The sequence below is a fragment of the Pseudoalteromonas aquimarina genome, from assembly GCF_049257255.1.
Taxonomy (GTDB): domain Bacteria; phylum Pseudomonadota; class Gammaproteobacteria; order Enterobacterales; family Alteromonadaceae; genus Pseudoalteromonas.
In genome coordinates, this window is record NZ_JBMMUG010000007.1 from 150,774 (window position 1) to 176,136 (window position 25,363).

Sequence of the window (25,363 nt, forward strand, 5' to 3'; positions counted from 1 at the left end):
AGTCCCCTTTTTATAATGCTAAGGTGTTAAGTAAAGTGACTTTGTATCGGTCGCTTTGCTTATGATCTTCTTCAAGGATCAAAATATAATTTCCCTTATGTGAAAAGTCCAAATCGGCTAGCTGCAAGATACTAATTGTTTGATTGTTAGCTTGGTAAGTAATTGTTAAATCGTAATTTTGTGAGTCTAGATAGAGTGATTTGGTTTCAAATGCATCGATATCTTTAATATAACTTGTGGTGTCTTCAATTGTTTCATTGCCCTCAGTAAAATAAATATCAACTTCACTGACATTTGTATCAAATGGCGATGTATCAATTAAATTAACTACTTGGACTTTGTGGGATACTTCATTTGGAGTGAGATCTTCAGTAACTGAAATCATCGCAGGGTATCCAGCGCTATGCTGATAGAAAATACTTAACAAAGAGATGTCTTTATTAACGGCTTCAACATAGTTACTGACAATTAGGTTATTTGAGCTATCTAACATTGATAATGTGAATGTACCGGCATGAACGCTGTGGTATTCAGTTGCAATATCATTGCTTACAAGATCAGTATTTATCTCATCTTTAGTACTGGTTGCCTTAAAACTCACATTTGCGTATTCATCAATTGCATTATAAAAGCGCATTTGGGATTTTGCATCCACATGGGTAAGTGATGTAACACTTGACGCATCAGAGACAATATCAAGAATTATACCCCCAGCCTCAGCTGAGAAGCTTGGTCTTATCATCACTACATAGGTCTCTTCATCATCAAAATTAACCATACTTGATTGAAAGAGTACATTGCTATCACCTTTTAATGTGACGTAAAAGGTGTAGTTATCTTCTGTTAACTCGTTAAGCTCTGGCAGCGCTAAATAGCTGGTGGTTGTTATAAGTTCGGCATCAACAAAGTCATAATCATCTTTTGCAAGGTAAAGGTCATATTCTTTATCGCTAGCTACGGTATTGATTGCTGCTAATTGAAACTTATCTTCTTTATCAAACTCGGCAATTTCAAATTGTTTTATTTGTGGTTGGTTGTAGTCACCAGCAAGCACTTTTAGGTGCTTTACATCACTTTTAATGGATAGGTTTTCATTGTCTTCCAATAACGCAATGTAATCGTCATTGTCATTAATGTAGAGGTAATTCAGTTCATAATCATCATTGTTATAATTATGGCGAGTGGTGACTTGTCCAAATCCTGCACCGGTGCGGACCACATCATCAATTTCCAAATAGACATTTGGGCTATTACTACTGGCATTGTACATTTGTACATAACCTGTTCCAGATGATTCATCACTGCTACTACATGCTGCTAGTAACGCGGTTAATATTAAAACTGAAGATTTTTTTATAAGGGTCATTATTCTTTTTCCGTGAACGATTGATTTATCGTCAATGAGTATGTCACGGAAAAAATGACTAGATAATTAGTTTTACTTATTATTACAATGGGTTACGAAAAATAACATTGTTAACAAAAGTTAACATTTTAGTAAATAAATCGTACTCCAAAATAAATTCTACGTCCGTTACGATAAACAGCTTTAGGTGAATAATGATTACCTTCATAGAGGTAGGTTATTTCATCTGTTAAATTTAAACCTTCAAGGTTTAAAGACATATTCGGTGTCAGGTGGTAACTAAATGTGGCATCTAATTGCGAAAAATCATCTGCCATTTCAAGGCCTATGCCGGTAGAAAACTCAGTACGATAATTATGCGAAATGCGCGCACTAAACCATTCATTCTCATAGTAACCCGTTAAGTTAATTGTATGTTTTGATGTGCCTGGGATGTCCGATTGTGTCGGTTGCCCATCTCTGTTGCCATTAACATAGGTATAATTGGTAATTACACCAAGGCCCTGTAAAAACTCTTGTTGGTAACTTACTTCAATGCCCCATAAGTTTCCTCCTGCACCATTAATAGGCCTATCAATAGTCATTAAAATGCCTTCATGGGTTTCTAATTGACGGTTAAACTCAATAAAAGATTTTACGTCTTTAGCAAATGTGGCAACTGACAATAACCCTAAATCAGAAAAATACCATTCCAACGATAAGTCATATTGAGAAGCGCGGTAGGGATCAAGCTCAGGGTTTCCCCCTTGTCCTTGCGCTTGAGTTACATTGTAGTTAGTTGATGGCATTAAGTGATGATATTCCGCTCGGGCCATTACTTTTGCTGCACCAAACCTCAGTAATACATCGTCGGCAAGGTCAAAGTTCAAATTAAAACTGGGAAGCACGTCAGTGTAGTTTTTACTTTGTTGCTGCCAAACATAACTTGGTTGTGACGCTAAGGTTGAAGCTATTTGTTGATATGCACCTGCATCTTGCTGTGTGTTTACAATTCTAACACCAACATTGGCATTAAATAGCTCGGTTAAAAGATTCAGCTTACCGTAAAGCGCTGTGGTTTGTTCTTTAATATCAAAGCGACTAGCTTGTTCTACTTGCTTTGAAAAATCATATTGCTGATATTCATTGGCAAGTAAATGCGTATTAGCAAATGCATAGGCTTTTAAGGTTTTATCTGAGCCAATACCAGCGAGGTAATTGTCAGGAAAGGGCGCAGCAAAATCTGCTAATGTCCAATTGAGTAACCCATTAATATCGTTATAGCCGCCATTGTTTGAGCGGTTTCTAATAAAATCTCTTTCGTGATTGCGGTATTTTGCACCAAAGTCGATGCTATCAATAATATTGTGAATTAGGGCTTTAGAAAAATCGGCTTGTAAATACCACTCTTGATCTACCGAGTTTTGAGAGTCATTGCGAATTTCACTTATTTGCCACTCGCTAGCTGTTTGCGGGTTTACTTGATATGCAGTTTGAATATCCCGTTTATGACGTGTATCGACACTAAATGCAGAATTAGATGACCACTGTGATGTGTTATCATCATAGGTTCCACCACTGCCACGTGTGAAGCCAAACTGGTAACTATTTTGCCAAAAATGAATGGTGTGATCTGCTTTGAGATTAATGCTATTGGTTTTTATATTTGATTGACGCCAAATAGCTTCCATTGAGGTGCTAAACGGAATGCTGTCATCATCACTTACTTGGCTGTAATTAGCATAACTGAGCGTACTATCATCAATGTGGTGATCCGTAATAACTCCGCCACGGGCAAATACATTAGACGGCAGCCAGAGAAAATTTTGATTGGTATTGTCAGCGTCGAGTTCAGAATAAAGAAGGTCTAGCTCAAATTGCCACGCAGTATTGGGTTGATAATCAATTGCCATGGTAGCGCTTGTACGCAAACGTTTTTGTTGAAATAACGCAGAGCCACCACCACCGGGTGTCCAAATATTTTGTATGTCAGCGCTGTCATTGTCGCTATAACGTAAATCGCCATTGTCTAATACATCAAAATTAGCTTTATGCCATCCCCAAGATTCCAAACCATCACGCCTTAATGTACGTTGATGACGGGTTAGGGTGAAAAGCACACCAAAGTCTTTTTCAGGATTAACATGGTTATAAAAAACAGATAGCTGCGGATCGGTTTGCTCTGATAAGTCGCTATATTGCCCTTGAAGTGTTGCAATAAACTGGGTATCAGTCGTCAGTGGTCGATGGGTTTTAATGTTTATCGCACCACCTAAAGATCCCTCGTCTTGATGTGCTTGAGGCGTTTTAAACACTTCTAATTTACTGACTAGCTCTGCAGGTAACATGGTGTAGTTAAAACCACGATTGGGTAAAGATGAAATCCACCAATCTGCAGATGCGATATTTTGGCCATTGAGGAACGTGCGGTTTTGGCCTGGTGTAGTACCTCGCACACCGACACGTTCACCTTCGCCCATAACTCGGGTTAACGAAATACCAGTAACACGTTGTAAGGCTTCGGCAACGTTTTTGTCTGGAAATTTTCCTATTTCTTGTGCGCTTAAAACATCGGATATCGCTTGATGTTGTTTTTTGTCGGCAAGAGACTTAACTAAGCTTTTGTGAATACCTCTTATTTCGATGGTATCTAGATCAATCAATTTTGCTTCAGTAGCAAATAGAGTCGGGGATGCAACACATGCGCAAACAAGTAACGATTTATGCATAATGTTCTTATTGACTAAGAATGTGTGTTTTGATTTTTTGTATTGCTGCATCTGCCCCCCTTACATTTTAGCGCCAGAAGAATATCCCTTCTGATTATTTACTTGTGTGTTTATAAACGCTTAAAATGCAATCTTCATAATACTTATTTACTCGTTATAAGGCCAGACTAATTTTGCCACATAAGTCGTTAGCTAACTCATTAATTCGAATAGACAAAATTGTAATTGATTTTGTTGGAATGCGAGTTAAACGAGACGGTGTTTGGCACAAAGTTGAAAGTAAACAACTTAGATTACTTGAGTTGTTAATCAGCTATCAGGGACAAGCGGTTTCACGTGATGAATTACTCGATAAGATTTGGCCAAATGTTATTGTGAGTGATAACTCTTTGAGTAAGCTAGTCACTGAACTTAGAAAATCAATAGGTGATGATCGCACCGATCAAGGTATTATTCGCACGGTGCCTCGTATTGGTTATCAATTAATTGCGCCCATTTCACATGATGTAAAAGTCAGCAACCCAATACAAACAAAGAATGCACTTATTTTTGGTTGTTTATGCTTATTGTTTGGGGCGCTATTTCAGTATTTTTTATCAGTAGCAACAACGTCAGAGCCTTTGGCTACACTTTACCAATCGCGCGTATTAACACAGCGAGCGGGCATTGAAGAAGGGGTGTCGTTTTCAAGTGATGGTAATTTAATGGTGTTTAACTATACACCCATTAACCAACCGCATTCAGATCTGGCCGTGATGGACTTACAGCAGCAGACCTCTCACATTATTAAAGATGCTAATTATTCAGAGCAGGCAGGCGTTTTTTCACCAGATCAAAAGTGGCTTGCTTATATTCGGTCAGACGCACTGCAATGTAATATTAGAGTTGTTTCAACAGCAAGTGCCATTGAAACTTGGCGGCTTTCGCTCGATAGCAAACTTGCAGATTGCCCAACAAGCTTGACCAATATCGAGTTAAGTTGGCCTAAGAAAAATGTGATGATTGCGCGTTTTAATAGGCAGTTAGTCCGTTATGAACTCACCTTTGAGCCCTTTCCTAGAGCATTTGGTGAAGGCAAGGTTGTCATTAATAATGTGGATGATTTTAGCGTTACAGAAGGCCAGCTCTATGTGCTCTCGAAGCAAGATAACACGATTAATAAATACGATTTATTAGGCAACATTAAGACAGCGCTGTCTATTGATGTGCCAAACATGTCCTTCATTACAGCAGATAAAAATAATCTATGGGTGGGTGCAAATAGCCTAGTTTATTATCAAAATGAACAACGCTTAGGTGAATTACCTTTGCCACTAGGCAAGTTAAACGAATTAACAGTAAATCCAAAGTTAGAAACACTAACATTAAGTATTGCAAACAATGAAATAGGATTATTTAAGCTTGAAAATAACAAGCTGCAACCAATAAGTTCATCAATGACAGCGGCTTTACTTCCTACAGTTTCAGCAAGTGGCAATAAATACGCATACCTAACGCAAAATAAGCATAATAACCAACAGCTTGTTTGGCTTAGGCATTTTAATAATGTCAGTGTTCAATATGTTACTTCAGTAAATGAGCAAACATTACCCGATATTTTGTCATTTTCGCCAAATGGAAATTTCCTATTGATTGGCTATCTCGATAAGCAATTATTGTTAATTGACTTGGCCACAAAGCATAGTGTGATTATTGCAAAAGGGCAGTTTGATAATGTTCATTGGCAAGCACAAAGCGAAGGGATTTTTTATGTAAAACAATCAGGAGAAACAACACAGAACTGGTATTACAATTTATCTACAGGCGTTGCGGAGCCAAATGCACAAACACGAAATATTGATTTTATGTTAGCTAATGGAGAGTATCGTACGCTTTTAAATAATGGGTATCGAAATTATGCAAAAGCCATTGGGGAGTATTTAGCTGAGCGTATTTATGATCCTCTGCTTTTTGATAACGTTGTACCATCAGCCAATCTATTTTCACCAAGTGTTTATCAATTTGGTATTTATTTTGTTGTAAAAAAAGGGAAAACGCTGACTCTTTACAACTACGAATTTGATAGTGGGGAATATAATGAAGTCTCTTCACTTGCACTAAATGGTTTTCAAACAGACTTACCATTAACCATTACAACAGATTTAATTGGTCAGCAGGTGATTGTTAACCAAGTAAATAACTTACAATCTGATTTAGTCATTGTCGAAAAGAAGTAGATAAAATTTACGTTTAGATGAATTCTTTAGGATTGTTCGCTATCTATAAATAGTGGAAAATGCTGTTTTTATTTTGCAAAAGAAGTATTAGTTGAGTTGGTTAAGTAAACCTTGATAGCTACTGATATCAATATTTTGTGACTTGCCTTCATTTATTGCTTTTCTAAGCCATTTTTTAGCAACATCTAACTCTTCGTTCTCTAAATACATTAATGACTTTAGATACATGGCATCCGCATTACGGCTGTCACCTTCAAGCACTTTTGTGATGTGATTTTGTGCTAATTGACTATTTTTTTCATCCATGAAAATCTGTGCGAGCGCTAAATTTGCAAGTAGATGCCCTTGTTCACTGGCTTGTTGTAACCAAAGTTTAGCTTTAGCAATATCATATTGCACAGATTGTTTTACTAATAGTTCGATACCTAACCGATATTGGGCATGAACAAAGCCATTTTGAGCGCTCATTAAAAGCCAGTTAAGGCCTTTTTTGCGATCCTGTTGGGTTTTATCACCTAACAATAATTGATTTGCTATACGGTATTGCGCAAATGGAAATCCATTTTTAGCTGATAATAACATTAACATCTCAGCATCACTTTGTGCAGGCCAATGGTATTTCAGTAGTTTAGATGCATTGTTTTTATTTGTAGACAACCAATGTCCAATTCGATATTGCCATAATGCATTGCCATTTTCTGCTTGTTCAATAATTTCAGCAATATGCTTATGGTATGCACGTTGTTGCTTGGCAAACCCTTGTTGGTAGCGTTTACCTTTAAATGTGGTGAAATGATAAAGTAAGCTACGGCGTTTAATGGGGAGTAGGGATGATTTTTCAAAACGCCAACGCTTTACAGCTTGGGTTAGTGCGTTATCAAATGTCTTCTCAGGATAACTATCGATTATTTCGATGTTTCTAACGGCACCGATATTATCTATATCGTACTCAAGCCAAACCCAGCCTTCAATTCCTCGCTCAACAGCATGCTCGGGATAAACAGGATCAACGTTAAAGGTTTTTTTTGGCTGTGTATTTGGGATATAACGCTCATTAAAATTTGGAGCGAGTGTGTCTAAATAATCTTGGTAGTTATGCTGGCTAGAAAGTGCTTTATAAGCGCTTTTTAAACTGTTTTTATTTTTGCTTTGGGACTCAATTTGCAATGCTGCACTTTTAGCATCAGCTATACCAAAGTCACTGGCAACAGAAAACCAGGCATATGCTTTGGTTAGGTCTTTTGCAACGCCACGCCCTTGAAGATGCATAACGGCAATATTGAACATTGCATCACTATTTCCTAGTAGTGCTAGCTGGTGGAATTCTTTATAGGCCTTATCATATTCGCCATTCGTGTAATTGATTGACGCATCGAGCAAATCCGCACGAAGCGTACTATGCGTAATCAATAATATAACGAATAAAATTAAGCTAAAAATGCGTGTCAAAAAATAAAACCAGAAATAATAATGCTTAGTTTAAGATGACAATGAACTTAAACGGCCAATAGACTCTAAGAATACGCAAAGTAAGTTAGAAATTAAATTGATATTTTGATTTTTTAAACCCTGACGAATAACTAAATAACATATTGAATTCAATTTAGTTTCTAAAAGAAAAACAGCGAGTATAAAACTCGCTGTTTTGGGGTTTCTGAAGTGTAAGAGCAATATAATAGGGGGCAGTCCTGTGTTAGCTGTATGCACTCGAAAGTGCAAAATTACTCTTTTTCAGAATTAAAAGTTGAAACGAACACCCGCTACATAGCGACGACCGTCGGCATAAACTCCGGTTAGCGCATGCTCAACGCCTTTTTCTTGGTAACTGAAAGTATGTTCATCAGTTAAATTAATCGCTTCAAGAACAAGGGTAATATTTTCGGTCACATTGTAGTTAATGTTTGCATCGATTTGACCATAATCGTCGACATAACCTGGCCAACCTAAACCTGTGTCATAACCTGTACGGTAGTTATAAGAGATACGGCCATTAACATATTCATTTTCATAATATGCACTTAAGTTGATTGTGTGCTCAGAGTTACCTGGAATCGTAATATCTTCACCATTAGGGCCTTTTGCTTCACCATCTACATAAGTGTAGTTAGCCATTACACCAAGCCCTTGATAAATATCATGTTGCACTGCTAATTCAAGGCCTTGAATAGTGCCACTTCGACCATTTACTGGACGATTAACGAGAATACCAACACCTTCATGCGTTTCTAATGATAATTGTGAGTCTAAGAAAGACTGAATATCTTTATGAAATACTGCAGCAGAGAATAGGCTTGCTTCATCAAAGTACCACTCAATACTAATATCAAACTGATTCGCTCGGTATGGGTCGATATCTGGATTACCGCCGGTACCTGTTTTGGTTTCTAAATTATATGAAGTTGATGGTGTCATCGAATTATAATCCGGACGTGACATCACGCGAGCCGCAGCTAAACGCATAATTAAGTCATCATCTAAATCAATTGCAAGGTTTAAACTTGGTAATACATCAAAGTAATCTTTTGATTGTGTTTGCCAGCTTTCGCCTACATACGCACCTGTATCTTGGTTTGTTTGAACTAAACGTACACCTAAATTACCGCGTAAGCTTTCTGCATCAATATCAGCTTTAACATAACCTGCAACAATTTTTTCGTTGACCTCAAAGGTACTTGCTTTCAGTAAGTTATAATCCCAGCCTAATGCATCACCTTCACGTCTTACTTTATTTGAATTTGTGATTGCATAGTTTCTTAGCGTACCTGATGATCCTAAACCAAATAAATAATCAGACGGCATACTGAGAGAATAATCAGCTAAAGACCAATTTAAATCAGTTCTTGTTGCTGTTTGACGTTTTTCATTGTAGCGACTGTGATCACGGTACTTCGCACCAAATTTGATATTACTAAACACAGCAACATCTACAGGGCGTGTGAAATCAAGCTGTAGATAGTGTTCATCATCTTTTGCATTGTTTTGGTCATAGCGTAAGAAATCAAGCGACCATTTACTGCCATCAGCTGGGTCTTCGGCATAGCTTGTTTTGATATCTTCAACACTTGATGCATCGTATGAGTGAACAACATTGCCACCCCAACCAACACTTCGATCAGCGTGAGAGCCACCAGAGCCTTTGGTGTAACCTAAATGAACTGATGTTTGCCAAATATCACCTTGGTGGTCGGCTTTTAAGTCATATGATTGTGTTTTTAGCTCTGAATTACGAACTTTGGTTTCATCTAAAATATTGCTGCCATCTGGTGAAAGACCTAATGTACCAGCAACAAGCATTTTACCAACTTTGTCATGTTCAATAATGGTTACATCTTGGTATTTAGAGCCGCCGTAACCAGGTAACCATAGGAAGTTTTGGTTTTCGTTATTTGCTTCAAGCGTTGAATTTAGCGCGTTAAAGGTGATATCCAACGAATCAGTTGGACGGTATTGCAGTGATGTATTGAATCCTGTTCTGATACGCTCTTGTGAGAACATTGCTGAACCACCACCACCTGAGCTATATACATTCTTATGAATGGTGCCATCTTCCATCTCGATATCACGGTGTGTCCAACTCCATGATTCAATACCATCGCGACGTAAATTACGCTGTTGACGTACAACCGATACTAACGCACCAAAGGTTTCTTCATCGTTTTTCCAAGAATACAGACCGCTGAGTTGAGGATCTGTTTTACCTGATACTTCGCTGTGTTGTGCCAAGATACTACCAGCAATTTTATTTGCTTCTAATTCAAGTGGTTTACGTGTTCTTACGATTACGGTACCACCGATAGATCCTTCATCAATGTTAGCTTCTGGTGATTTGTAAACTTCCAGTCCAGAGACAATCTCTGACGGTAGCATGGTGTAGTTAAAACCGCGACTAGCAGGGGAGTTTGTCCACCAATCTACAGAACCAACGGCTTGACCATTTAGTAATGTTCTATTTTGACTTTCAGATGTACCACGGATACTCACGCGTTCACCTTCACCAAAATTACGTGAAATAGAAACACCTGTAATACGTTGCAATGACTCAGCTACGTTTTGGTCTGGGAATTTACCGATATCTTCCGCAGTAACTGCATCAACAACAGAACCTGAAAAGCGTTTAGTATTAAGCGATTTTACTAAACTGCCGCGGATCCCTCTAACTTGAATAACTTCAACATCGCTTTGCTCTGCTGAATTAGATTCTTCAGCTGCATATAAATGAGAAGAAGAGATACTTGCAGCTATTAAAGCATGACTAATAGCGATGCTTAATTTTGTTTTGGTAGATAAAGCCATTGTTTCCCCTTGCTATATAATAAGTTTTATTTGTTATTTTCCTTTGTGAAGGTACCCAAGTGATCAAGCCGCTTAATGTGGTGTCATGAATTAAACAAGCGAAATCACTTGGGTGTGGTAATAGCTACATGATTAGTTATGAATGGTATTGATTTGAGATGAATAGTTATGAAATTTATAAATGGTAAAGATAAAATATTGAAAAATAGAGAATTAAAATTCTAAATTTATTTAATAAGTTAATATTACTTAAATTGTTTATTATGCGTTTTAATTGTCATCTGTATTATTTAAGGGCTAATGTTAACTTAATACTGTTAGGTTTTTAGACAAATACAAGTTTTAGTAGTGATTTGTGAAGTCCATAATGAATTTTAACCCCTTTAAGATCTTTGAATGCGCTACTCTTATCTTTATTTTAGTTGTCTATGTCTATGTCTATGTCTATGTCTATGTCTATGTCTATGTCTATGTCTATGTCTATGTCTATTTTGGACTTCTGTAAGATCGACTATTCAAGTAATGGTAATTAAATTTAACTGTTTAAATTACTAGATTTAAGAAGGTTTAAGTAAATAGCTTTAATTTATGTGGTTGTGATGTATGAACGATTAAATTAAGTATAAAGATGGTATATTTAACGCAATTGCAAATTACATAAAGGCGACCAATTGGCCGCCTTTATGTAATAAAAGAGTGAATTCTTAGAGGCTTTTCTTAGGTGGCAATGCAACGTTCGCAAAGATTAAACCTGCAACTAATGACATAAAAATTAAAAATGTTTGCTGGCCAATGCCCGTACTTGCAATAAATTCTTGCCCAGAGATTAAAGAATTTAAACCAATATACGTTTTACTTCCTGGTACTAGTACAATTAAGCCTTGCATAGCAACAATACAGGCCGGAGCATTAGCAACTCGGGTAAAAAAGTTACTATACACACCAACTGCAAACGCACCAACAAACGTGCCTAAGGCATAATCAAGATAGAATGCACCAGCAATACTAGCGCCATATGCAACAAAGCCTGCAATGATAGACCAAGTAGCATGTTTTGCTTTAGTTCTAAAAATTATGATGAGGCTCATACATAAAATGGCAATAGCAAGCCAAGCAGTCCATTTAGGGATTTGCGGTGGAGCAACAAAATCAGCCTGACCAAACAGGGCAAAGCCTACTGCGATACCAAGGAATGCACCAAAATAAAGTTTGAATAGCAGCATTAATGCATCCATAACCCGAGCTGTACCAGACACCAAATGGCGAGCGGATAATTCAGCTAAACCAAGCGTTAATGCGAGGCCTGGAATAAATACGATGATGGCTGATAAAATAACCATTCGAATATTAATACCTGGATCAATATAAGCACTGATAGCACACGCAAAAATTGCAGCAACAATTGCTACAACGGGTTCCAGCATATGAGCAACACGCTTTGACTTTTCGGACCACAGTACAAACAAATATACAACAGTACTAATTAAGATTGACCACAGTACATCATTCCAACTTGTGCCCATTAACATCGCAAAGGCACCACCTGACATTGCAAATGCAAGACCAGTCGCTAAGCGATTGTATGGATTAGGCATATTTGCAATTTCATCAAGTGCTAAATCAGCTTGTTCAAGTGTGATAGTGTAATCAGCCAGTTTATCAACTAATTCATCTGTACGGGCTAACGCACCTAAATCGAGTTCCCCTGGAGAAACCCTTGCAGCATGGGTGTATTCATCTTCATGGCCTTCAGTCCAAATAACAAAGGTTAAAGCGGTAGGCGTAATGATAAAAGAGGCTTTCAAACCGAGGAACGTCGTTAGATTCTCCAAGTGAGCTTCTAAACGATACGCGGGAGTGCCGAATTTATGTAGCATCTTTCCTAGCTTTACAATAAAGCGGCGTTTTTGCGTGAAACTAGCAGTGTTCAATGTCTAAATCTATTAAATGTGGTGACACGCAAATTTTAAGTTTTATTTACGTTTTGTCTAGTTTTGTTTATGTTTAATATCAATAAATATAATAAATTAATTATACTTAAAAATGAGCGCACTATTTATCGGGACTTAATTTGAATTTCAGATACGGGATTTGGTTATTTTTGGTTGTGTTGTATACACCATTTTTAATTAAAGCCAACGAATTACCAGTAATTACTATTTTTACTGAGCAATTTCCGCCTTACAACTTTCTTGAAGAAGATAATATTGTGGGTATAAACCACGATATTGTAAAACGAGCATGTGAAATTGCAGATTTACGCTGCGAGTTTAAATTATTTCCATGGCAAAGGGCGATGGCTTTAGCCCAATCAAAACGATTTGCTGGTTTAATTTCTACATCTCGCTTGCCTGAGCGTGAGGTACATTTTCAATGGGTCGGACCTTTGGTTTCAAGCCCCGCATGTTTTTATAAATTGGCAAAACGAAGTGATATTCATATTTACAATCATCAACAACTTAAAAAGTTTACTGTGGGATTACACAAAGGGGATGTTTATGAACAAATTCTTCAAAATTGGGGATTGGAGGAGCATAAGCACTATATTAACTATTCTGAAAAATTTGCTGAAATCACAGCATTTAAACTGGGCAAGTTAGATTTGTTTATTGCATCAGCAAATACATTACAATTTCATATTGATAATAAACGCTTACAGGCAGATGAGGTAAAACCTGCTTACCATATTAACGATGATAAGTTATTGGGAAACTTTTTAGCACTAAATAATGCTTTACCAAACGTGATGGTTGTTAAGTTACAACAAGCGATTGACAGTATGAAACAAAACGGTGAAATTGATTCTATAAAAAGAAATTACTTACCCATTGCAGTAACTGATATTTCTGAAGAAGAGTTGGCTTTAGCAAAACGCTGTTTACACTAAGCAAAAAAGCGACTTTCGCCGCTTTATGAAATTTTAAAAACTAATCTAGTTTAAATTGTTCGCTTAATTTATTTAAGCTGTGAGTAAGGGCTTTTAACTCTACACTCGCCGCTGCAATTTGTTCTGCACCGGATGCATTTTCAATAGCCGCATTATTAATAGCGATAATACTTTGATTAATTTCTTCAGCTGCAATACTTTGCTGAGATGCAGCAGTTGCAATGGTTTCAGAATTTAATGTAATCACTTCCATATCATTTAACACATTCATCATCGTATTTTTGCTACTTTGTGCTTTAGTTAGTGTTGTATTTGCAAGCGTTGTACTTTGTTCAATGGTTAAGACTGCAGATTGTGTATCTGATTGCAGTTCTTGAATCATTTTTTCGATATTGGCAGTAGATTGTTGTGTTTTAAATGCCAGTTGTCGTACTTCATCAGCGACAACAGCAAAGCCACGACCTTGCTCTCCCGCACGTGCTGCTTCTATTGCCGCATTAAGAGCAAGTAAATTTGTTTGTTCAGTGATGCCTTGGATCACTTCAAGTACTGAATTAATTCCTAAACTTTTTTTCTCAACTTGTTTTATTATTTCATTTGCCTCAGTCAGAGATGCTTTAAGTTCTTCTGTGGCAATTAAAGCTTGGTTTATATCTTTATTTGCTTCGGTACTTTTTAATGCCGCTAATTGGGTTTGCTCTGAAGAATCTTTTGCATTGTTCGCCACTTCTTCAATTGTCATGGTCATTTCATGCATTGCTGATGACACTGTTTCGATATTTATATGCTGTTCTTTTAGGCTTGCTTTTGCTTGCATACTTGTTGCACTTGTTTGCTCAACAGTATTCGATAGTTGCGCACTTGAAGTTAATATACTTGAGATAACGCGGAATAAATTTTGATTCATTTGCTTCATTGATTTAAATAAACCATGTGCATTTTCATTTTGACTAAAATCATACGTTAAATCGCCATCAGCAATTTGCATTGCAAGTTTGTGCATTGCTTTAGGTTCGCCGCCAATAGGCAATAAGATGGAACGCGTGATCAGTAATGCTGAAATGCAAACAATCAGTAGACTTATAAAGGCAATAAATAAAATGGATGTTTTCATTTTACGTGTTGCTGCAAACGCTTCAGCAACATCAATCTCTGTTATGAGAACCCAATTTAGATTTTCAAAACTAATGGGCATAAACGCAGATAGGACAGCGTTGTCATTGTAGTCTTTGATTATTTGAGTGCTACTTAAACCATTTAAACCTTGTTTTACGGCTACGGTATCAACACCATTGTCAGCGATATTACCTGCAAAACTTGCTTTAACTGAGCGACCTACAGGATCTAAATATGAATCTGAACGCAGACGTTTATCCGCACCAACAATATAAGACTCACCTGTTTCACCCATACCATCACGTTGTTGCATTAGCTTGTTGATTTTTGTTATTGAAAGCTGAAGCGCAATTACGCCTTTAATTTGACCGTTTTGAATTAGAGGTTGTGCAATAAATGCAGCAGGATCGTTATTACTTGGCGCGTAAGGTGTAAAATCGATGATATTAAAGTTGGACTTTTCCAATGTTTGAGTAAATAACTTACCAAGGCCTGAATTTTTATAGGGGCCATGTAATAAATTAGTGTTGTAATCGGCTTCTTTTGCAACCGAATAAAAAATATCGCCGTCTGAATTTATTAAAAACAAATCGTAATACTGATTTGTGGTAATAAAGCGAGTGAAGTAATCATGTTTTTTTTCAGCTAGTTGCTGATTAGTCACATCTCCAAAGTTTGTCCATGAAGATGCTATCAATGATAAATCAGCTTTACTTTGCTCAAAGTAATTTTGAATTTCAGTTGCTTTGATATTTTTAATTGACGTAAGTTGATTAAAGGCCTGTTTTTCAAGTGCGCTATTTGAAATAGAAATTGAGATTATTGTGATAATAACAATAGGCAACAATGCGAGAGTAATAAAAGAAAGCAATAGTTTTTGTTTTAAATTCATGCAGTTTACTGTCCAAGTTGAAGGCGTAGGCAAAGTAGAATATGTTACATTGTAATAAAACTGTAATGTAATGAGAATTGTTATACTTTGTAAACGAGAGGCACAATCACAGTGTGCTTCTCTTTTTAAATTTGTGGAATAGGGCCCTTTTAGCGCTTTTTATTTTTTTCAGTGATCCACTGTGACATGTATTTTGTACTTGCATGACTATGGTGTTTTAACATGGCGCCAACAAAATTATTTAATCTGTGCTCTGCAAGATTGTCTTTAATGGCGTTTACACGCTCAATTAAGGCACTTGCAAGTGATGGCATTGCAAATTTTGCTTTAATCGCTAAATGACATAAATCTGATTTTTCCTGCCAGAGTGCTTGGTCTTGGTAAAGCGAAACTGCATTTTCAATCAGCAATTCATCGGTATTAGCAACTAATCCTGGCCAATTATTCTCATCAAACATACCTTCAATACCAATATGCGTGGTTATTGAGGGCGTTTCACATGCCATAGCATCTAAAAACTTACCTTTAATACCTGCGCCAAAACGTAATGGGCTTAATAATACTTTGGCATTTTTAATCACATCATATGCGTCATCACACCAACCTTTAACAATAAAACCTTGCTTTGTGTTTGTAAGTGCTGTGGCTTTTGGTGGCGGGTAAGAGCCGTAAATATGTAGTTCTACTTTAGGTAATTGCTTACGGATTGACGGCCATAAACGTTGTAAATAAAGTACGCTATCCCAGTTAGGCGCATGTCTGAAATTACCGATTGTGACAAAATGCTGTCGTTCATTGTAATTTGGGCTTTGTTGCAACTTACGTGTGTCCAGCATAAAGGGTAAATGATGGAGTAAATTGCTATCTAACTTGTAGTGCTCGATTAACAAACCCAATTCAAAATCTGAAATAATCAGAGATAAATCACAACGCAGTATTGCTGCTATTTCCCGTTTAGCTAGATCACTTGCCCAATCTTCACTTTGTAATTCACGATTAGCTTTATGTGCTGCGTGGCGCGCATTTCTAACACTTTGTAAATCTTCCGTATCAAGAATTTTTAATGCATTAGGGCAATAAGTATCAACTCGCCAGCCAAATTGCTCTTCAATCATAAAGCGATCAAACATTACAATGTCAGGGTTTAAACCTAAGATGTAATCATTAAAACTATCGCAATTTAATGTAATTTCAGATGTCGTAAAGCCTGCGTTTTCCAAATCAAACATATGCTGTGTTTTTTGTGCTGCTGATGCAAATTCAACTTGCCATCCCTTACTCAAAAAAGTGTGCATAATTGATAGAATATGACTGCCAGCAGCAGATGATTTAGGTTCAGGCCAAACATAGCCAATCACAAGGACTTTCACATAACTTCCAAAAGGAGAAATAACTTTGCAAATTTTATCGCATTCTTATCGCAATTGCTTGAGATGAAATGGTTATTTCAATATTGTGAAAATGATTTATCAGTAAGTCATTGAAGGTTTTGGATTAAAACTAAAAAACAGAGTAACTATTCATGCTTTTAAATGGTTAAAAATAATAAGGAAATAAAATGAAACTCTTTAATTGGATTGTTGTAGGGTGTTTGATTACTCTAACTCACGCCAAAGCCGAGCAACAAGAAGGCTATAAATTACCCAGTAAAGCAATTGCTGATGTAGTTGATGCTAAGCTTGCACCGTCAACACGACTATCTCCTAATAACAAATGGATGGCATTTTTTGAACGCCAACGTATTGCAACGTTAAAAGAGCTGAGTAAACCTGAATTAAAATTAGCAGGTATTCAACTTAATCCTAAAAATTTTTCGCGTTCTAGGCCTTACTCCAAGTATTTATCTATTTCTTTTAAACATTTAGAAACGGGTAAGAAAGTTAATATAACGGGTTTGCCGGAAGGGCGAATTTTATATCCGTCTTGGTCACCAAATAGTGAATATTTGGCGTTTTTTATAGAGCAAGCCGAGCAAGCAAATTTATACCTCTTTAATATTGCAACGCAAAAACTAACTCAGGTTAAGAGCGTAGCGCTTAATTCAGTGATTACTTCAATGCCTTATCGCTGGTTACCAAATAGCACAGGTGTGTTGGTAAATGTTGTATCAAACATAAATAAAGATGCACCAACAGCTGAATCTGCGCCGGTTGTGCCTGTTATTTCACAAACAAGTGGTGAAAAAGCGCCTGTACGTACTTACCAAAACTTATTACAAACACCGCTTGATAAATCGTTGTTTGAATTTTATGGCTTAAGTAAATTGGCAAAAGTGTCGCTAAACGGCAAGGTTACATATTTAACAGGCCCTGGAATTATAAGCTCGTTTAGACCTTCACCAAACAGTGAATATATTTTGCTAGGGCAAATAGAAGCGCCATTTTCTTATTTAGTGCCTTATTCGCGATTTGCTAAAGATTGGCAAGTGATAACAATGGATGGCAAAGTGATCGCAAATATAGCAAAGCAAAAATTAGCTGAAGATATTCCACAAGGATTTGATAGTGTTCGCACAGATAAACGCAGTTTTTCATGGCGTTCAGATAAGCCAGCTACGCTAGTTTGGGCAGAGGCACAAGATGGTGGCTCGATGAAAGAAGAGGTGCCATATCACGATTATGTGTACACCTGGAAAGCACCATTTAAGAGTGAAGCTAAGTTATTCGCCAAAGTTGAACGACGTTTTTCTGGAATCGAATGGGCAAATGATAACGTAGCCATTTTAAGTGATTGGCGTTTTAGCGATAGACAAGTTCGCATGCAGATCATAAATCCAAATGATCCAGACGGCCCGCGTGTGTTATTTAATGAACGTTCATATAATGATGCTTATAAAGATCCTGGCGATTTTGTTTATGGTTTATCTGAATATGGTACACGAATTGTAAAAGTCGTCGGTTACCGCTATATGCATCTCACTGGTATTGGTGCTTCAAATAAAGGAAATATTCCGTTTTTAGACAGATTTGATATCAAAACGGGCTCATCAACGCGCATTTGGCAAAGTGAATCGCCGTATTATGAACGTGTGAGAGCGGTACTTGATGATAACGCCGAAAAACTTGTGACGTTACGTGAATCAAAAACGGAGCAGCCTAATTTTTATCTGCGTGATTTAAAGCAAAACTCGCTGGAAAAATTTACTGACTTTGCGCATCCATACCCACAATTTAAAAACATTAAAAAAGAACAAATAAATTACACCCGTGATGACGGGGTGTCTTTAAGCGGTACCTTATACTTACCAGCTAACTATGAAGGTGGCAAAATACCGGTGTTAATGTGGGCTTACCCATTGGAATACAAAGACAAAGACGTTGCATCACAAGTTCGTGATTCACCTTATGAGTTTACGTATATCGGTTATTGGGGACCAATGCCTTATCTTGCTAATGGCATTGCCGTATTTGATGACCCTAAAATGCCGATAGTTGGTGTTGATGGCAAGGAGCCAAATGATACTTTCATAAAGCAATTAGTAAGTAGTGCAGAAGCCGCTGTAAATGTGCTAGTAGATAAAGGCATTGCTGATAAGACTCGTATTGCCATTGCTGGCCACTCGTATGGCGCATTTATGGTTGCGAATTTATTGGCACATAGTGACTTATTCAAAACTGGCATTGCAAGAAGCGGAGCTTATAACCGAACACTAACGCCGTTTGGTTTTCAGGGTGAAGAGCGTGATTTTTGGCAAGGTCAAAGTGTATATGCGTCGATGTCACCGTTTTTCCATGCTGAAAAAATCAATGAACCTATGCTGATGATCCACGGTAAAGAAGATCCAAACTCAGGTACCTATCCAATGCAATCTGAGCGTATGTATAACGCGTTAAAGGGTCTTGGGAAAGAAGCTAGGTTGGTGATGTTGCCATACGAAGGGCATGGGTATCGGGCGCGTGAAAGTATTTTACATGTGCTTTGGGAACAAGAAGAATGGCTTAATAAAACATTATTAGCTAACGATTAATTGTACTAGCTCAGACTTGATCTGACAGTTACCCGTTTTTCAATCGGTGACTGTCAGTTTAGATTTGAGCTAAATTCTTTTCTGCCCAAATGAGTTTTCCATCTTCTAATGTTGCCAATGGCGTTCTGCCACAGCACATTTTTCCTTGATTAGTTCGGTCATTATTGTAATAAACCATCCATTCGTCCAGATCCATTTTCAATTCTTCTAGCGAGCTATACAGCTTTTTACGGAACGTTACCTGATAAAATTCGTTTAGTATCGTCTTATGGAATCGCTCACAGATGCCGTTTGTCTGGGGTGACATGGCTTTTGTTTTTGTGTGATCGATATCGTTAATCGCCAGATATAACTGGTAATCATGATGCTCAACTTTACCGCAATACTCTGTACCTCTGTCCGTGAGTATACGCAGCATTGGCAGCTCATGCTGCTCGAAGTAAGGTAGAACTCTGTCGTTCAGTATGTCCGCAGCTGTAATAGACGTTTTGGTGGTGTAGAGCTTAGCGAATGCTACTTTGCTGTACGTATCAACGAACGTTTGCTGGTAGATACGTCCAACCCCCTTGAGATTACCCACGTAAAATGTATCTTGTGAGCCAAGGTAACCAGGATGAGCTGTTTCAATTTCTCCACAAGCTTCGTCATCGTTTTTCTTTTTCTCAAGCGCTGCGATTTGGCTGTCAGTTAAGATAATGCCTTCGTTAGCTACTTTGTCTTCTAAGGCTTTCAGGCGCTTCTTAAAGTTCTCTAAATCGTGACGTAACCATATTGACCGAACACCGCTACCTGATACAAATACACCTTGTTTCCTAAGTTCGTTGCTTGTTCTATGCTGGCCGTGAGCTGGGTAGTCAATAGCGTACTTAACCACAGCTTGCTCCGTTACTTCATCTACCCTGTTTTTGATGTTTGGCGCTCTACGACTTTTATCAATTAACGCATCCAAGCCACCATCTTCGACTAACTCTTGGTATCGATAAAATGTGTCTCTTGAAACACCCAACACCTTACAGGCTTTAGAAACGTTACCTAATTCTTCAGCAAGATTAAGCAAACCAGTTTTGTGTTTTATGATTGGATTGTTAGTATGCAACATGAGAGTTACCACCTTTTCGGTTGTTTTGATTTAAGATTCGACACCTTTATCAAAACGGGTAACTCTCAATTTTTCAAATCGAAATGTCAGATCAAGTCGAGACTAATTCAGATTAATCACTTTAATAGTCACTGTGTTTTAAAACGCAGTGACTTTCTCTCTTGATATTGTTTTTATTCGAATAAATACAATATCGATTTTATAAATGTCATTTTGGTCTATTCTTTTTATATCGGTTATCAAAATGATGTTTTATGAAGCTTTCAGATATCAGCATTCGCAACGCACTTATCGCAACAATAACCCTTGCGCTTGTTCTTACAACGTTATTCACAACACTTTTTAGCAGTGCACAATTTAATTCAGTGTTTGATGAATTTAACGAAAACGAATATTTCCCAGCTTTACTTGGTAAGGTTGAAGCGAGTATTCGAGCAGAATTAAATGTCCCCATTGCACTGTCACGCGCTTTAGAACAAAACGATTTTATTCGCCAGTGGGCAATAAATGGTGAGAATGAAAGTGAGTGGCCAACAATACAGCGTTATTTTTCTAATATTAAAGATAAAAACGATGCGGCGGTTGTTTTTTGGGTATCAAATCAAAGCCTCAAGTACTATCAAAACGATGGCATATTAAAAACAATGTCTGCTTCAAGTGAACGCGATCAGTGGTTTTTTAATTTTATGTCTTCGCCTATTCGCCAGCAAATTGCAGTTGATGTTGATCAACAGTCCAAACGTTTAACCGCTTTTATCAATGTCAAAGTAAATCATAACGGGCAAGAGCTAGGTTTAACTGGTCTTGGATATGATATTAGTAAAATAATTGAGATTGTGAGCCAGAATCAAATTGGTAAAACAGGGTATGTTTTTCTCTTAAAATCAGATGGTAATATCGCAGCTCACCCTAATCAGGCGCTTGTAGGCAAAAGTTATCAGTCGATTGATAAATATCAACCACTTTCAAACTTTTTGAGTAAGACTCAAGATAGCAAAGAGCCACAATTAACCCAATTAGCACTTAATGGTGCTGACTCTTTCGTAGCAAGTTTAGCTTTAGAGGATATTGGCTGGCAATTAGTAGCAGTAATGCCAATGAGTGAAATGAGTAATAAAATATCTTCTGCTATGTACAAAACCATTGCTGTTAATTGCATTATTGCCACTTTGTTTATTGTGATAATGGTGTGGATAGCAAACCGTATTGCGCAGAGTATTGCCAGTATCAGTCAAAAACTACTTGATATGGGCAATCAAGGCGGTGATTTAACTTTGCGATTAGATGATTCGCGCCAGGATGAACTAGGTGAACTCGCCCGAGGCTTTAATGCTGTTATTGCGAATAACCAATCAATGGTGATCAAACTAAAAGCCATCGAACTGCAAATGGGGCAAGATATTCAATCTTTGGTTGATTCGTTTGACCAAGTAACCAATCTGTCAGCAAATCAAGATGCATTAAGTGAGCAAGTTGCTTCTGCCATTACAGAAATGGGTACCACAGTTTCAGAGGTATCGCATTTAGCACTTGATACTGCGAATACCAGTGAGCGTGCAGTAAGTGATACGCAACAAAGTATTGAACATATGAGCTCAAGCTCCGAAGCCATGGGACAGCTTACCGAAGTAATGGGGCAAGCATATCAACATATTCAAGAATTAGCAGGGCAAGCAGAATCCATTAATTCTATAGTTGATGTAATTAATGCGATATCTGAGCAAACTAATTTATTGGCACTCAATGCAGCCATCGAAGCTGCAAGGGCTGGTGAGCAAGGGCGTGGCTTTGCTGTTGTTGCAGATGAAGTAAGAACCTTAGCAAGTAAAACACAAAGTTCGACGCAAGAGATACGTGGTCAAATTGATCAATTTCAACGCTCCACCGAAATTGTATTAAATGCTATTGCACAGGGTAATGAAACAACAGCCAAAGTAAGTGATACATCTGCCAGTTCTGCACAAATATTGGCAACCATAGATTCAAGTATTACTGCTGTTAAAGACATGAACCAGCAAATCGCAACAGCGACAGAAGAGCAAAATGTTGTAATTCAACATATTAACGAATCTGCAGTGCAAATTGCTGATTTATCAAAAGAGTTTAATGATATTGCTGTGGCAGATCAGCAGCAATTACAACGATTAAACAACTTGGCGATGGAATTAAATTCACTCATATCAGAATTCACGGTTTAAATATTGATTAACCTTTAATCTCATACTTAAGTTTGGTTTGACCTTGTTTTGCAAGGTTAAACTGACCTTACTGCTCGAAACTTTGTACCAATTATAATAAAATCTTCAACAATTTGGCCTCTCAACATGTTGATTGGTAGTAAAACAATTACAATAAAAAGCAGTAGTATGAAAACACGTCTAAATATTAGTATTCGTAACGCATTAATTTTAACCATAACCTGTGCATTAGTATTAAGTACATTACTTTCTACGCTTTTTACTAGTGTTCAGTTTAATCAAGTATTTGAAAAATTTAATGATAAAGCATACTTCCCGGCATTGCTTGGCAAAGTTGAAGCGAGTATTCGTGCTGAGTTGAATACACCTTTGGCACTTGCACATGCGATGGAGCAAAATACCTACCTAACAAATTGGGCTTTTGAAGGTGAAAATCCAAATCAATGGCCTGAGATACAAGCCTATTTCCAGCATATTAAAGCTAAAAATGATGCTGCAGTGGTTTTTTGGGTGTCGAATATAACAGGCAAGTATTATCAAAACGATGGCATTTTAAAAACCATGTCGCGTAGTGATGCCCGTGATAGTTGGTTTTATAGCTTTATGCAAAAGCCGCTAAAACAACAACTTGCAGTAGCTATTCATCAAGAAACAAATAAACTAATAGCCTATGTAAATGTAAAAGTAGAACAACCAGGCAAAGTCTATGGTCTAACAGGCCTTGGCTATGATATCAGTCGCATTACTGACATTATTAAAAGTAATAAAATTGGGCAATCAGGTTATGTTTTCTTAGTCAAATCAGATAATACCATCGCAGCACACCCAAATGAAAATTTAGTGGGTGAGGCTTTTTCAAATATTTCAAAATACCAAGCGATTGCTAAGTTAGTGGCTCAATCAGCTGTCACAAATCAAGCTTTAATTGAAAAACATGATTTAGATGGTGTAGAGCACTATGTTGCAAGCCAAGAGCTTGAGGGCACAGGTCTTAAACTAGTTGCGTTACTGCCAAGCAGTGAAACAACAGAGCAAGTAAGCAGTGCTTTGTTAAAAACAATGGGAGTTAGCATCGTTATTGCTCTGGTATTTATTGTTCTAATGGTTTTTCAAGCAAATCGTATTGCACGTAGTATCGCGGCGATCTCTGATAAATTATTTGGTATGGGCAAGCAAGACGGTGACTTAACCATTCGTTTAGATGAAAGCCGAAGTGACGAACTTGGCACACTCGCCAAAGGATTTAACGCGGTTATCGAAAATAACCAAGGTATGATCTCAAACTTAAAACAAATTGAAGCGCAGCTTGTTGAAGATATTCAGGCGCTGGTTAATTCGTTTGAAACGGTTACGAATTTATCGTATCAACAAGATGGTTTAAGTGAGCAAGTCGCTTCGGCGATTACTCAAATGGGAACAACAGTAGCTGAAGTATCAAACCTAGCGCTTGATACTGCGAAGACCAGTGAAGAAGCGGTAGAAAATACCAAACAGAGCATGGTTCAAATTGATGCTAATGCCAACGCAATGGCAGCTTTGACCAAGGTTATTGAAAATGCACATCAGGACATTCAACGTTTAGCTGAACAAGCTGAATCAATTAACTCTATTGTTGATGTTATTAATGCGATTTCAGAACAAACAAATTTACTTGCTCTTAATGCAGCTATTGAAGCAGCTCGCGCGGGCGAGCAGGGCAGAGGTTTTGCTGTTGTTGCAGATGAAGTCAGAACCCTTGCAAGTAAAACACAAGGCTCAACGCAACAGATAAGAAGTCAAATTGAACAGTTTCAAACATCAACAGAAGTTGTTTTGGCTGCAATGGCTAATGGCTACGAGACAACGAAAGCGGTCAGTGATAGTTCGCTTGAATCTAGCAAAAAATTGGCATTAATTGATTCGTGTATTACCGATGTAAAAGATATGAACCAACAGATTGCCACAGCAACGGAAGAACAAAATAGTGTTGTTCAACATATTAATGAATCGGCGGTAGAGATTGCTGATCTATCGCGTCAATTCAACGCAATTGCGATTGAAGATAAAGCACAGTTACAACAATTAAGCGACTTAGCGTCTGAGCTTTCAGCGCTTATTTCACGCTTTAAAGTGTAAGTATAAGGCATATGTGCCTTTGTAAATAGGTAAAGGCACATGCTACTTTATACGAGAATATTGTAATTGAGTTAAAGCCGAGCTACTTGTCATTAATAGTACTTGTTGACGTTGGAGTAAGGCTTTTATATTTAATATTAAATTAATGTTTACTGTAACTTTATTTTGGCGCACTTGACTCTTTTAAGATTAAGAGAAATTTAAAAAGTGATATCACAATCACACACATGCAAAGTGCAAAGACAACATTTTGAGCAAATGTGCTCATTTTAGCGCTGAAATGAGTAATCAAAATGAGTGAAAAACCCATAGTAAGCGCTTGGCCAATTTGTTTTATCTTTTGACTAAAATACGTCTTTTTATTACCCGCAAATAAAATAAGTAATACCGAGAATATTTGAAATACGATGCCTAAAACTAAGAGTTTATCCATGTGAATTAACTTCCCTTTTAAAATAGCAATTATTCTGATGCCTAATTAAAACAAGTTGAGATTATGTGATAGC

General features: G+C 37.3%; 14 protein-coding genes. 5 read left to right on the forward strand and 9 right to left on the reverse strand.

The annotated features are described in order from the left end of the window. Positions 1 to 10 precede the first annotated feature (10 nt). Positions 11 to 1,366 carry a hypothetical protein gene (locus AAEU29_RS17480; protein ID WP_421974508.1) on the reverse strand — a complete coding sequence of 452 codons (1,356 nt, stop codon included), beginning with the start codon at positions 1,364 to 1,366 and terminating at the stop codon, positions 11 to 13. A 128-nt stretch (positions 1,367 to 1,494) separates the two neighbouring features. Continuing rightward, positions 1,495 to 4,125, reverse strand: coding sequence for a TonB-dependent receptor (locus AAEU29_RS17485; RefSeq protein WP_421974509.1), 2,631 nt, complete (start codon positions 4,123 to 4,125; stop codon positions 1,495 to 1,497). A 188-nt stretch (positions 4,126 to 4,313) separates the two neighbouring features. Between AAEU29_RS17485 and AAEU29_RS17490 the strand changes: the two genes are divergently transcribed. Further along, on the forward strand, positions 4,314 to 6,290 hold the full coding sequence (locus tag AAEU29_RS17490; protein WP_421974510.1) for a winged helix-turn-helix domain-containing protein: 1,977 nt from the start codon (positions 4,314 to 4,316) through the stop codon (positions 6,288 to 6,290). A gap of 87 nt (positions 6,291 to 6,377) precedes the next feature. Here the strand turns inward: AAEU29_RS17490 and AAEU29_RS17495 are convergent, their stop codons facing one another. The 3 genes from AAEU29_RS17495 to AAEU29_RS17505 all read right to left on the reverse strand — a co-directional run bounded on the left by AAEU29_RS17495 (position 6,378) and on the right by AAEU29_RS17505 (position 12,514). Beyond that, complete coding sequence (locus AAEU29_RS17495) at positions 6,378 to 7,739, reverse strand: TonB family protein (RefSeq protein ID WP_421974511.1); 1,362 nt, start codon at positions 7,737 to 7,739, stop codon at positions 6,378 to 6,380. Positions 7,740 to 8,027: 288 nt separating this feature from the next. Beyond that, entirely contained in the window at positions 8,028 to 10,583 is a 2,556-nt protein-coding gene (locus AAEU29_RS17500; RefSeq protein ID WP_421974512.1) for a TonB-dependent receptor, read from the reverse strand. A gap of 704 nt (positions 10,584 to 11,287) precedes the next feature. Next, a complete protein-coding gene (locus AAEU29_RS17505) occupies positions 11,288 to 12,514 on the reverse strand; it encodes a threonine/serine exporter family protein (RefSeq protein WP_421974513.1) in 1,227 nt (408 codons plus the stop codon). 140 nt (positions 12,515 to 12,654) lie between these two features. Between AAEU29_RS17505 and AAEU29_RS17510 the strand changes: the two genes are divergently transcribed. Beyond that, the gene (locus tag AAEU29_RS17510) at positions 12,655 to 13,470 is read left to right on the forward strand and encodes a substrate-binding periplasmic protein (RefSeq protein ID WP_421974514.1); all 816 of its coding nucleotides are present in this window, start codon (positions 12,655 to 12,657) and stop codon (positions 13,468 to 13,470) included. A 40-nt stretch (positions 13,471 to 13,510) separates the two neighbouring features. Here AAEU29_RS17510 and AAEU29_RS17515 read toward each other — a convergent pair whose 3' ends face one another. After that, positions 13,511 to 15,478 (reverse strand): methyl-accepting chemotaxis protein, encoded by a 1,968-nt coding sequence (locus AAEU29_RS17515; protein WP_421974515.1) that lies wholly within the window; start codon positions 15,476 to 15,478, stop codon positions 13,511 to 13,513. A 149-nt stretch (positions 15,479 to 15,627) separates the two neighbouring features. Continuing rightward, entirely contained in the window at positions 15,628 to 16,848 is a 1,221-nt protein-coding gene (locus AAEU29_RS17520; protein ID WP_421974516.1) for a glycosyltransferase family 4 protein, read from the reverse strand. A 188-nt stretch (positions 16,849 to 17,036) separates the two neighbouring features. On the opposite strand from AAEU29_RS17520, the gene AAEU29_RS17525 reads away from it, so the two are divergent. Further along, on the forward strand, positions 17,037 to 19,445 hold the full coding sequence (locus AAEU29_RS17525) for an alpha/beta hydrolase family protein (protein ID WP_421974517.1): 2,409 nt from the start codon (positions 17,037 to 17,039) through the stop codon (positions 19,443 to 19,445). A gap of 58 nt (positions 19,446 to 19,503) precedes the next feature. Here the strand turns inward: AAEU29_RS17525 and AAEU29_RS17530 are convergent, their stop codons facing one another. Next, the gene (locus AAEU29_RS17530) at positions 19,504 to 20,544 is read right to left on the reverse strand and encodes an IS481 family transposase (RefSeq protein ID WP_421974518.1); all 1,041 of its coding nucleotides are present in this window, start codon (positions 20,542 to 20,544) and stop codon (positions 19,504 to 19,506) included. 254 nt (positions 20,545 to 20,798) lie between these two features. On the opposite strand from AAEU29_RS17530, the gene AAEU29_RS17535 reads away from it, so the two are divergent. Continuing rightward, a complete protein-coding gene (locus tag AAEU29_RS17535) occupies positions 20,799 to 22,742 on the forward strand; it encodes a methyl-accepting chemotaxis protein (RefSeq protein ID WP_421974519.1) in 1,944 nt (647 codons plus the stop codon). Between the two features lie 168 nt (positions 22,743 to 22,910). Beyond that, positions 22,911 to 24,857, forward strand: a complete 1,947-nt coding sequence (locus AAEU29_RS17540; protein WP_421974520.1) for a methyl-accepting chemotaxis protein — start codon at positions 22,911 to 22,913, stop codon at positions 24,855 to 24,857. A gap of 160 nt (positions 24,858 to 25,017) precedes the next feature. Here the strand turns inward: AAEU29_RS17540 and AAEU29_RS17545 are convergent, their stop codons facing one another. After that, positions 25,018 to 25,290, reverse strand: coding sequence for a hypothetical protein (locus AAEU29_RS17545; RefSeq protein ID WP_421974521.1), 273 nt, complete (start codon positions 25,288 to 25,290; stop codon positions 25,018 to 25,020). Between the last annotated feature and the right edge of the window lie 73 nt (positions 25,291 to 25,363).